This window comes from Vibrio sp. B1Z05 (genome assembly GCF_052955985.1).
In genome coordinates this window covers 1,396,606-1,408,926 of the sequence record NZ_CP130463.1, presented here as the reverse complement: position 1 = coordinate 1,408,926, position 12,321 = coordinate 1,396,606, and the positions used below count along the sequence as shown (strand labels likewise).

Here is a 12,321-nt window from a genome sequence, read left to right as displayed (position 1 = left end):
CTACTAGCATGAAAGCTAGAACGTTTATGTCCATTTCTTTGTTTCGCCTGATTGAATACACACTTTACCAAAGCATCACTTGACCTACTTTTTATAATACAAGTAAGACTAAAAAACGGGAAAACATCATTTTAGGATGGCTATCTATTGCAAAAAGCTATGCCAGTATGGTTTCGCTGGCGTTTTGCAAAATGTGGCAGTCAATGTATTTCTCAATAACATATATACAAAAGTCCAGAAATTCATATTCAACAACTTGAGCGCTAGGCATAAATCACACTTAATATAGTTGAAAAGTGCACGCGGAAAGACCATAATCAACAAAAATATGTTGATTATGGTCTTTCTATGTTAATAAGATTTATCTGTAAAAATTTCTACTCATTTGGCAATGAACAAGAAGTTTCTTTTGAAGTTGGGAAAAAACCATCAGCTTCCTACTACGACATAAACCTAGAATCTGGTGAGCGTCTAAACAAGGTATTGGCAGTTGTTGGGGCTAATGGTGCTGGTAAGACTCAGCTGTTGCGTCCACTTGCTTTCCTTAGCTCATTTATATCGACTTCTGCGTTCGACTATAAACCCTCTGAAAGTATCCCATACATGCCTCACCGATTGTATACCGATAAGCCGACTGATTTTGAGTTGCACTTTATGCTCGGTGGGGAGCAGTACAAGTACAACTTATCGGTTACAAAAAATGATGTATTGTTGGAATCACTGTATAAAAAAACTAGTCGTAGCTACTCGTATGTGTTCGTTAGAGAGAAAGCTGATGATGGGTACAGTTACAAGCAAAAAGGCTTCGGATTTTCAGTGGCTCAAGCTAAGAAGGTGAGAAGTAATGTCTCTGTTATTTCTGCTGCATTTCAACAAAACGTATCTAACGCATCCGAACTCTATACGTACTTTAATAGCTTTATTTTCAATGTGAATATGATGGGGCGTAGACATTTCAATGATGGTGATATTCTAGAAGCGACCGAATTTCTAAAAGATGATAGTAAGTTGAAACAGAGATTACACCAAGCTGTCTTTGATTTTGATTTGGGAATTCACGATATTGAATATAAACAGCAAAAGGTTACAGATGAAAAAGGAGAAGAACATGAGTTTGACTTTCCTTTCGCTTTCCATAAGTGCGAAAAAGGTGAATTTACACTCCCATTATTCGAGGAGTCTAGCGGTACTAAAGCTCTTTTCGTAATGCTTCGTAGGGTACTGCCAGTATTACAATATGGTGGTGTTGCTATACTAGATGAGATTGATAACGACCTCCACCCTCACATGCTCCCAGTCATCCTGGATTGGTTTAAGCATAAAGAGACTAACCAAAATGATGCACAGATTATTTTTACTTGCCACACTCCAGAAATACTAAATATGCTCAAGAAACACCAAGTCTACCTTGTAGAAAAAGAGTCTCTTGAAAGTGATGCATGGCGGTTAGATGAAATGGTAGGAATTCGTGCTGATGACAACCTTTACGCTAAGTACCAAGCTGGTGCTCTAGGTGCTGTACCCAACGTATAGGAGTGTTGAAATTGGCTAAGAAGAAAATTAGAAAGGCTAATGTTACATCACTAATCGTCGTTGGTGAGGGTATTCATGATAGAGCTTTTTTGAATCACATGAAAGACAACTATGACGGCCGAAAAACTGGCCAAGTCGTTAAAATAGAATCATCAGATGGTGGGTCACCTAGAAATATTCTCATGTCTGCTAAAAAGAGCCAAGAAGCCGCTTACGACAAACGATATGTGTTGATGGATAGTGACGTTGTAATACAGCAACAAGATTGGGCGTATGCGAAAAAGCATAAGATTGAAGTAATTTTATCTACACCTGTATGTCTTGAGGGGATGTTGCTTGATGTACTTGGTGTTAAGGCTGGAACCTGTGGTGACAGCTGTAAAACTAAACTTAGACCTTATCTTGGTGGCTGCCCTACTCAAAAGACTAGCTATCAAAAATCATTTTCAAAAAAAGTTTTGGATGCTACTGAAAAAGAGCAGATTGTTAAGCTTAGAGAGTTGATCTCTAATCAAAAATAAATACAAATAGTTTAATTTCCATTAACGGGGTTAGTGGGTAATATCTTCACTGTCGAGAGTTAGGTGCGGAAAACGTTACGGGATATGTTCTAAATTTCTATAGAAACAAGATACTTTTTCTTATCTAACAGAACCTTTTTCGAGCAAGTACTCTAACAAGGTCTTGCCCAATAACCTGTTGGATCTTTGTGCCGAAGAGTACGTCATAGAACAAATTTTTGTCTCAGAAAAAACGCCTTAATGTGTCTGGAGTTCGTGACTATACATTAAGGCGTTTGAGTTGCGTTTGTTAGGTAAAAGCAACAGGAAAGCACAATAGCTTGCCGCTCGGTGTCTTTTTTAAAGTCATTGTTAATAGTGTGGTTAATGGTTTTTTAAGCGCAAATTAGCGTAATTTCGGCTAAAGATCGAAGATAAATACATCAAATGTAAATCTTTGTGTCAGAGATTTGTGAATACCGCATCAGAATACTTGTAATTATGCTGATAAAAATAGAATCTAAGCCATTAAGAATCCCAATTCAAAGGAAGTACGAATGCAAGATACAGCTTCTGCTCAGCCTGTAGCCAAATATCGTAAAGATTACACAGCGCCTTCTCATACTATCAGCACGCTTGACTTGCTGTTTAAATTGCACAACACCGAAACTTTGGTGACAGCAACCTCGCAAGTAACTGCCAACCAAGGTGCAACTGAACTTGCATTAGTTGGCGAGCAACTTTCATTACAAGCGGTATTAGTCGATGGCAATGCTTGGTCTGACTATGTACGTACTGATGAAGGTTTGACTATTTCAAACCTGCCACAATCCTTTGAACTGACAATTACCACACAAGTGGATCCTTCAGCAAATACTGCACTGGAAGGTTTGTACTTGTCTGACGGCGCATTTTGTACTCAGTGTGAGGCAGAAGGCTTTAGACGTATTACTTACTTCTTAGATAGACCTGACGTTCTGGCTAAATACACCACAACGATTGAAGCTGACAAACAAGAGTTTCCTTTCTTACTCAGTAACGGTAACAAAGTGGCGCAGGGCGATCTTGAAAATGGTCGTCACTGGGTTAAATGGCAAGACCCGCATCCAAAACCAAGCTACTTGTTTGCATTGGTTGCCGGTGACTTCGATCAACTGATCGATACCTTTACCACGTGTTCTGGTCGTGAAGTGGCCCTTGAGATTTTTGTTGATAAAGGCAATGTTGAACGTGCACATCATGCAATGCTCAGCCTTAAAAACTCAATGAAATGGGACGAAGAGCGCTTTGGCCTTGAATACGATCTTGATATCTACATGATTGTAGCGGTTGATTTCTTCAACATGGGTGCAATGGAAAACAAAGGCTTGAACGTCTTTAACTCTAAATTCGTACTAGCGGATCAATCTACTGCCACTGACAAGGATTACCTTGGCATTGAAGCGGTGATTGGCCACGAATACTTCCATAACTGGACAGGTAACCGCGTCACTTGTCGCGATTGGTTCCAACTTAGCCTTAAAGAAGGTTTGACTGTATTTAGAGATCAAGAATTTTCAAGTGATCTCGGTTCTCGCTCTGTAAACCGCATTAACAATGTACGCATTATTCGTGGTCCACAGTTTGCTGAAGATGCAAGCCCAATGTCGCATCCTATTCGCCCTGAAAAAGTGATTGAGATGAACAACTTCTACACTTTGACTGTGTATGAAAAAGGCAGTGAAGTGATTCGCATGATTCACACACTTCTAGGCGAGCAAGCGTTCCAAGCGGGCATTAAATTGTACTTTGAACGCCATGATGGCACAGCTGCAACTTGTGATGACTTTGTGGCGGCAATGCAAGATGCATCTGGCGTTGACTTAAGCCAATTCAAATTGTGGTACAGCCAATCAGGCACGCCAACAGTAACTGTGACTGATTCGTATGATGCGCAAGCTAAAACTTACACATTAGACATTGCTCAGCACACGGCGCCAACCGCCACTCAGCAAGAGAAGCAAGCTCTGCACATTCCGTTTGATGTAGAACTGTACCGCAATGATGGTAGCGTTATCACACCTATCATTGGCGGCAAAGAACATTCAACATTGCTGCATGTGACGAAAGACTCACAACGTTTTGTGTTTGAACAAGTCGACGAAGCGCCAACACCATCGTTGTTACGTGAATTTACCGCTCCTGTGAAACTTGAGTATCAATATACTGAGCAGCAATTAGTCTTGCTAATGAAGTGTGCAACCAACGAAGTTTCTCGCTGGGATGCAGGCCAAACCTTAATGTCACAGTATATTAAAGAAGCAATTACCAATGGCACTGAAATTAAGTTGTCTGCTGAAGTGCTTAACTCGTTTAGAGCATTACTTACAGATACCAGCCTTGATAGCGCTTTTGTTGCTGAAGCATTAACTCTACCACCTCATAGCGAAGTTAGCGGTTGGTTTGATGTGATTGACGTTGATGCAATTTCAAAAGCATTAACTGAGTTGAAACTGGCATTGGCAACAGGCCTTGAAAGTGAACTGTTGAACACTTACCAATCCTTTAGCAGCGAAATCTATGACATTTCACATCCAAGCATTGCTAAGCGTTCATTGCGCAATACTTGCTTGAGCTACTTGTCGTATCTCCCAGCACATCAAGAGTTAGCCAAAGCACAGTTTGAAGCTAGCGATAACATGACCGACACTATGGGCGCACTGTCTGCAGCAAACCAAAGTGATCTTACTTGTCGTGAAACGTTAATGGATGCGTACAGCGAACGTTGGGCACATGACGGTTTAGTGATGGATAAATGGTTTATGTTGCAAGGGACTAAGCCGAGTCTTGATGCGCTAGCCGGTGTTAAAGCGTCTATGAACCACAGCGCCTTTAGCATGCAAAACCCTAACCGTGTACGTAACTTGATTGGCGCATTCTTCGCCAACCCATATGGCTTGCACGCTATTGATGGTAGTGGCTATCGTTTTGCCGGTGAGATGCTACAAAAACTCAACAGCAGTAACCCGCAAGTAGCGTCACGCTTGATTGACCCGTTACTTAAATTTGCTCGTTACGATGACACTCGTAAAGCAATGATGCGTAAAGAGCTAGAGATTTTGCGTGACACGCCAGATCTAGCGAAAGATCTATTTGAAAAAGTAGAAGCCGCATTAAAGTAATAGGGCATAGATGCTAAAAGGGTATGAGTTGAACAATACTCATCGATAAACTCTTGCGCACTATCGCATATTATTAACATCATTATGAAACCAAAGGCTTAGCATCACGCTAAGCCTTTTTTTGTTCTATATTCAAGGGAAAGATGTGTTTATTAACAGCGTCATCACACATCTGATTTTTTTAAAGATAAGCGTTTAATTTTAGTAACTAAAGTGAAATAAAAATCCTACAATGACGCCAATAAGCAGCGGTTTGTGCTTATAACTAGTGAAACAGATACCTGGTACTACCTAGATAACAAACTATATAACAATAAAAAAATAATAGATGGAGTTTGCCCTATGAACGCACGTGAACCCTTAGTCCCTATCTTGCTCGAAAAAGTCTATCAACTGATCAAAGACAAAGTGGATCCTAGCCATCAACAGGTTGTGACCAAACTGGCGCAACATTTGTTTAGTCATATTTCTCATGACGATCTTGCCTCTCGAAACGAATCTGATTTATACGGCGCTGTGGTGAGTTTGTGGCAACATTTAAAAGAGAAGGGCTTAGACGAACTATCGGTAAAAGTGTTTAATCCCTCCCTCAGTCGCAATGGCTGGCAATCAACACACACCATTGTCGAAATCATCGTCCCTGACATGGCTTTCCTTGTCGACTCACTGAAAATGACACTGTCACGTATGGGCTTATCTAGTCATATCATGTTGCATGGGCCTGCGAAGTTGCACCTGCAAAACGGCAAAGTATTTGATATTAATAACAAAGAGTTAGAAGGTAAGCTGCAATCGGTTTTCCACATCGAGGTAGACCGATTATCAAGTCAATCGCAAATGGATGAATTGCAGGCCGAAATAGCCAGCGTGATGAAGGATACCCATTCGGTAGTCAGCGATTGGCAACCGATGAGTGAAGTGCTTAAAAAAGTGGTCACTCAAGTGAAGGGGCTTGAAAAAATTAAGGGCATTGATAAAAAGCACGTTGCAGAATCATTGGAGTTTTTAAACTGGCTTGGCGATCATAACTTCACCTTGATGGGGTATAAAGAGTATCGCTTAATCGGTGATAATGATGAGCTAACATTACAACCCACTGAAGAACCAGGCTTAGGTTTGTTCTCTGATACCCGTCGCGTGCGGGCGACCAAGCTGACCAATTTTTCAGAGTCGGCACGCGAAGAAGCGACCAAGCCTTATATCCTTATACTCACCAAAGGCAATCGTCCATCTCGTATTCATCGACCGGCTTACAATGATTACGTTGGTATTAAAACCTTTGATAAAAAAGGTAATGTGATTGGTGAACATCGATTCACCGGTCTTTATACCTCAGCGGTGTATAACCAAAGCGTGGAACGTATTCCTCTTGTGCGAAACAAAGTGGCACGTATTTTACAAGGCAGCGGCTTCTTACCCGGTTCGTATTCGTTTAAAGCGTTGCATAATATTTTAGAAACTTATCCTCGTGATGAATTATTGCAAGCCAGTGAAGATGAACTGCTGCATATCGGGATGGGCGTGGTGCAAATGCAAGACCGCGATATGATTCGCTTGTTTGTGCGCAAAGACCCGTTTGGACGTTTTTTGAGTGCCATGGTGTATGTGACAAAAGAGCGTTACAACACAGAACTTCGTCGGCAAACTCAGCGCATTTTCAAACGCGCTTTTCATACCGACCAAGAGGTTGAATTCACCACCTATTTTTCTGAAAGCCCATTAGCCCGAACCCATTATATTGTGCGAGTCGATGATCAAGATCTTGATTATGATGTGAAAAGCATAGAGCAAGATCTAATGGAAGCCTCTTCTACTTGGGGAGATCGTCTTAAACAAGCGATCGTATCAAGTCTAGGTGAAAGCCAAGGATTACCGCTAGCAAAAGGGTACATGGAAGCATTTCCTCGTTCGTATCAAGAAGCTGTGTTACCAAATGCGGCCGTGGCAGATATTGAACGTCTACAACAATTGAGTGAATCAAATCCTTTAGGGATGCTGTTCTATCGTCCTCAAGAAGAGTTGATGGATTCAAAAGTGGTTCACTTAAAGCTCTACCATAAAGATTCACCAATACATCTCTCCGATGTTATGCCCATGCTAGAGAATTTTGACTTGCGCATTATTGGTGAGTCGCCTTATCAAGTGGAAACCAAAAGCGGGCAAACGTATTGGATTTTAGACTTCTCTATGTTGCACAAAGGCAACACGGTTGTCGATTTCAATAAGGTGCGCGATCGTTTCCAACAGGCGTTTGCAGGAGTGTGGCAAGGTCAGTTAGAAAACGATGGTTTCAACCGATTAATTCTTGGCGCTGGGTTAACGGGTGTCGAAACAACGATTTTACGTGCCTATGCTAAATATATGCGTCAAGTGGGTTTTCCGTTTAGCCAACAATACATAGGCGATACGTTAGCCGCGCATCCGAAACTGGCTAACTTTCTGGTGAGCTTATTTGAAAAACGTTTCTTGCCAAGCAATCAAGGCGATGAAGCTTCACAACTGAAAGTGGTGGAGAAAATCAATGCGCAACTTGAAAAAGTTGAAAGCCTTGATGACGATAGAATTGTGCGTCGTTATGTTGAGATGATTCGCGCTACGCTGCGCACCAACTACTACCAGTTAACCGAGCAAGGGGAATGCAAACCTTGCTTAGCATTAAAGTTGAGACCGAAAAACATTCCTGAAATACCTAAGCCGGTGCCTGAGTTTGAAATGTTTGTATATGCGCCCGATGTGGAAGGCGTGCATCTTCGCGGCGGTAAAGTGGCTCGCGGCGGATTACGTTGGTCAGACAGGCAAGAGGATTTTCGCACCGAAGTGCTTGGCTTAGTTAAAGCGCAGCAAGTAAAAAATACGGTGATTTTGCCTGTGGGTGCAAAAGGCGGCTTTGTATGTAAGAAGCAGCACTTGATGACAGGTCGAGATGAGATTTTTGCCGAAGGTCAGCGTTGTTATCGCAAGTTTATCAGTTCGCTATTAGATGTCGCTGATAACATTATTGAGGGCGAGTTGGTTCCGCCGGCAAATGTTGTGCGCCACGATGAAGACGACTCTTATTTAGTGGTGGCCGCCGATAAGGGCACGGCAACCTTCTCTGATATTGCGAACAGTGTTTCCCAACAATACAACTTCTGGCTTGGTGATGCGTTCGCCTCTGGCGGATCAAATGGTTACGATCATAAAGTGATGGGCATTACCGCCAAAGGTGGTTGGGAGTCAGTAAAACGTCATTTCCGAGAGCTAGGCATTAATTGCCAAACCACCAATTTTACCGTTGTGGGTGTGGGGGACATGGCTGGAGATGTATTTGGCAATGGCATGTTGCTGTCTAAACATATTTTACTGCAAGCGGCATTTAACCACTTACACATCTTTATCGATCCAAATCCAGATGCAGCAACGTCTTTCGCTGAGCGTGAGCGTCTGTTCAATACGCCACGTACAGGTTGGGATGATTACGATAAGACGTTGATTTCTACAGGCGGAGGCGTGTTTTCGCGCAAAGCTAAATCTGTGACCCTGTCACCTGAAATCAAAGCCATGCTAGACATAGAGGTTGATGTATTAGCGCCCAACGATTTGATCAAGCATCTTTTGATGATGCAAGTTGACTTGCTATGGAACGGTGGCATCGGCACTTATGTGAAATCCAGTAAAGAAAGCCATGCCGATGTTGGGGATCGCGCTAACGACATTTTGCGCATTAATGGCAATCAGTTGCGGGCGAAAGTGGTCGGCGAAGGAGGCAACTTAGGCTTAACTCAGCTTGGCCGTATTGAATTTGCCTTAAATGGTGGATACGTCAATACCGACTTTATTGATAATGTAGGTGGCGTGGATAGCTCCGACAACGAAGTTAATATTAAGATCTTGCTTAATGGTTTAGTACAAAACAGTGACCTGACGTTAAAACAGCGCAATGAAATTCTCGATTCAATGGAGGCGGACGTGTCAGAGATTGTTCTGCATCACGCCTATTGTCAGTCAGAATCAATCTCTGTCACTGAAGAGCAAGGCATTGTGGGGATGAAAGAGCAGATGCGCTTTATCCATACCATGGAAAAAGCCGGGCATCTTGACCGTCAACTTGAATACATTCCCGACGATGAACAACTGCAAGAGCGTGAAAAGCAGGGTATTGGTTTATCAAGACCAGAGCTCTCAGTGCTGGTGGCGTATGGTAAAATGCTGTTAAAAGAACAGCTTGCCACTGACGCTATCGCCCAAGATGCGTATCACGCCAAACAGTTAGTGCAATACTTCCCTGATAGGTTACGCCGTAACTATAAATCTAGCATGGACTCACACCCACTGCGCACCGAGATCATTGCTACCGCATTAGCCAATGATATTGTCAATGAAATGGGATGCAACTTTGTGACTCGTCTGCAAGAAGAGACGGGCGCCAATGTAGTGGATATCGCCAACGCATTTGTGGCTTCTAAAGAGCTATTCAAATTCTCAGAAGTATTTAGCAGCATTCGCGAGCACGACAATCGCATAGACGCTAGCTTGCAATATCAACTGATGATTGTGATTCGCCGCACATTACGCCGTCTCACCCGTTGGATGCTAAGAAATCGTTCTCACAATAGCAGCGTCAAAGAATTGGTGGATCGTTTTAGATCCGATGTAGACGTTATCGTGGCTAAGTTAGATCAATTCTTAGTTCCCGATGAAGTCTTGCAACATCAAACGGTGGCCGATGAATGGATAGCGCAAGGCGTCGATAAAAAACTGGCCAATTATCTGGCGAGGTTGTCTAGCCTGTACTGTTGTTACGATATTTCTCTGGCCGCGAAAGAATGCGCAACGAGCATTGAGCGCACCGCTAAAATGTACTTCTACCTAGGGGATCGCTTATCTCTGCATTGGTTCTTAGATCAGATCAATAATAAGGTGGTGGATAACAATTGGCAGGCACTTGCGAGAGCGGCCTTTAGAGAAGATCTTGACTGGCAACAGCGTCAACTTACTGTGCAAGTGCTTAACTGTGGTTGTGGTGATAATCCGCCAGATGAAGAGGCCACCATTGATAATTGGATCAGCAATAACCAGTTAGCATTGCAGCGTTGGGAGAACACCTTAAACGAGTTCAAAGTGGGGAATGTGCATGAATTTGCTAAATTTTCTGTCGCATTAAGAGAGTTGATGCTTTTAAACTTGAATTGTGAAGCAACAAAGTAAATAATACAGCCCCGTTTACACGGGGCTTTTTTTATCGGAGGCACAATGCTCTACCGTCTTGCCAGAACTGGCTTATTTCAATTCAACGCCGAAAAGGCGCACGATCTTGCGATCAACTATTTACCTAAATTAACAGGTACACCGTTAGATCTGTTTTATCGTCAAAAATTACCAAATCGTCCAGTCGAATGTATGGGCCTAACGTTTAAAAACCCTGTTGGCTTAGCCGCGGGTCTTGATAAGAATGCGGAATGTATTGAAGCATTTGATGCAATGGGTTTTGGCTGCGTAGAAGTAGGGACGGTAACGCCACGTCCTCAACCTGGCAACGATAAACCTCGTATGTTCCGTTTGCTAGAAGCTGAAGGCATTATCAACCGTATGGGTTTCAATAACCTAGGTGTAGATGCTTTAGTGGAAAATGTGAAGAAGGCAAAATTTGATTGTATTCTTGGCATTAACATCGGCAAGAACAAAGACACGCCTATCGAAGAGGGTAACAGCGATTACCTAATTTGTATGGAAAAGGTCTATCAGTACGCTGATTACATTGCAGTAAATATTTCTTCACCGAATACTCCGGATCTGCGTACGCTACAATACGGCGATGCACTGGATTCACTGCTAGGCGATTTAAAAGCCAAGCAAACAGAGTTGCATGAGTTACGTGGTAACTATGTACCGCTTGCGTTAAAAATTGCACCTGATCTGACTGATGATGAAATCGTGCAGATTTGTGATTCTTTGCGCAAACACGCTATCGATGGTGTTATTGCAACGAACACAACACTGGATCGTAGTATTGTTGAAGGCATGAAGCATGCAGAAGAAACCGGCGGTTTAAGCGGTCGTCCTCTGCAACTGCGCAGTACTGAAGTGGTTGCGAAACTTTATCAGGAACTGGGTGAAGATATTCCGATCATCGGTGTTGGTGGTATCGATTCTTTTGTGTCTGCAAAAGAAAAACTGCAAGCAGGCGCAAAATTGGTTCAAGTCTACTCAGGCTTTATTTTCCATGGACCAAACTTAGTGCGCGATATCGTGAAAAACCTGTAATCAAGTTGCAGTAAAACCAATTGTTTAGCGTAAAAAAGGGGGAGTCATTTCCCCTTTTTTTTTCGTTTTCTGTTAGTAGAATTATCAGAAAGTAACGTGGACCCCGTAAAACAGGGATGGTGTAGCGTCTTACTTAAACTGAGTTTAAAGACAGGACAGGGTTATGCTTAAGCTAAACGATACATGGAATTGGTACTACGATGAGGAGCAATCCTCGCTAATGCTTGAGATAAGTGAAGAGATGGTATTTCGCTCTAACTTACCTCGTAAAGTGCTTATTGAATCAGCTTTTAAACCACAAAAATTTTCTGTTGAAGATGCGGATATCTACCATGTCTTCCAAGACTCCGTAAAAGGCCTTCCACTTTCTATCCCTCGCCAAGCTGAGCTGGTACTCAAAGCCGTTGCCGTTAAACGCTTCCATAAGCCTGTACAGCCTAAAAGCTGGTTTTTTGATACTCAGTCCAATGGCTATCAACCCCAAGAGGGGGAGGTTGTAGAGCTGCAGAACGAATACAATACGGGTTACTTTATGGTTGTTGAAAGCTCAGATACTGCCAGTATTGTGGTCTCTGTGAATAGTGATGATTTCTATCTATCGGGCAGCAAGCACCTTTCATTCTGTCAACCCATCAAAGTGATGCACGACCGTATGCGCTCAGCAAATGCGCTGTTCTTCCAAGCACAGATACAGATGGTGTCTTAATCGTTAGCGTCATACAACTTAAATTTATATAGAAAGGCCGTTTTAGTTCTCACTAAAACGGCCTTTTTGTTACCTGTTACTTTTCTATTTCCTTCTTTTTTGAATCCATATCCAGCGCTGTAGTGGTGTGATTGACGACGCGTCTGAGTCACACATTCTTAATGTTTACCTGAATTAA

The 12,321-nt window shown here is 42.5% G+C and carries 6 protein-coding genes; all 6 read left to right on the top strand.

All coding sequences use genetic code 11. The features are described 5' to 3' along the window. The first annotated feature begins 348 nt into the window (after window positions 1-348). The 6 genes from QV280_RS06500 to QV280_RS06475 all read left to right on the top strand — a co-directional run bounded on the left by QV280_RS06500 (window position 349) and on the right by QV280_RS06475 (window position 12,143). Complete coding sequence (locus QV280_RS06500; protein WP_152819902.1) at window positions 349-1,533, top strand: AAA family ATPase; 1,185 nt, start codon at window positions 349-351, stop codon at window positions 1,531-1,533. A gap of 11 nt (window positions 1,534-1,544) precedes the next feature. Then, window positions 1,545-2,054 (top strand): RloB domain-containing protein, encoded by a 510-nt coding sequence (locus QV280_RS06495; protein WP_152819903.1) that lies wholly within the window; start codon window positions 1,545-1,547, stop codon window positions 2,052-2,054. A 536-nt stretch (window positions 2,055-2,590) separates the two neighbouring features. Continuing rightward, window positions 2,591-5,194 carry an aminopeptidase N gene (pepN, locus tag QV280_RS06490; RefSeq protein WP_152819904.1) on the top strand — a complete coding sequence of 868 codons (2,604 nt, stop codon included), beginning with the start codon at window positions 2,591-2,593 and terminating at the stop codon, window positions 5,192-5,194. Between the two features lie 342 nt (window positions 5,195-5,536). Further along, window positions 5,537-10,381, top strand: coding sequence for an NAD-glutamate dehydrogenase (locus QV280_RS06485; protein WP_152819905.1), 4,845 nt, complete (start codon window positions 5,537-5,539; stop codon window positions 10,379-10,381). A gap of 45 nt (window positions 10,382-10,426) precedes the next feature. Continuing rightward, on the top strand, window positions 10,427-11,437 hold the full coding sequence (gene pyrD / locus QV280_RS06480) for a quinone-dependent dihydroorotate dehydrogenase (RefSeq protein WP_152819906.1): 1,011 nt from the start codon (window positions 10,427-10,429) through the stop codon (window positions 11,435-11,437). A 163-nt stretch (window positions 11,438-11,600) separates the two neighbouring features. Next, window positions 11,601-12,143, top strand: a complete 543-nt coding sequence (locus tag QV280_RS06475; RefSeq protein ID WP_023404676.1) for a cell division protein ZapC — start codon at window positions 11,601-11,603, stop codon at window positions 12,141-12,143. Window positions 12,144-12,321 lie beyond the last annotated feature (178 nt).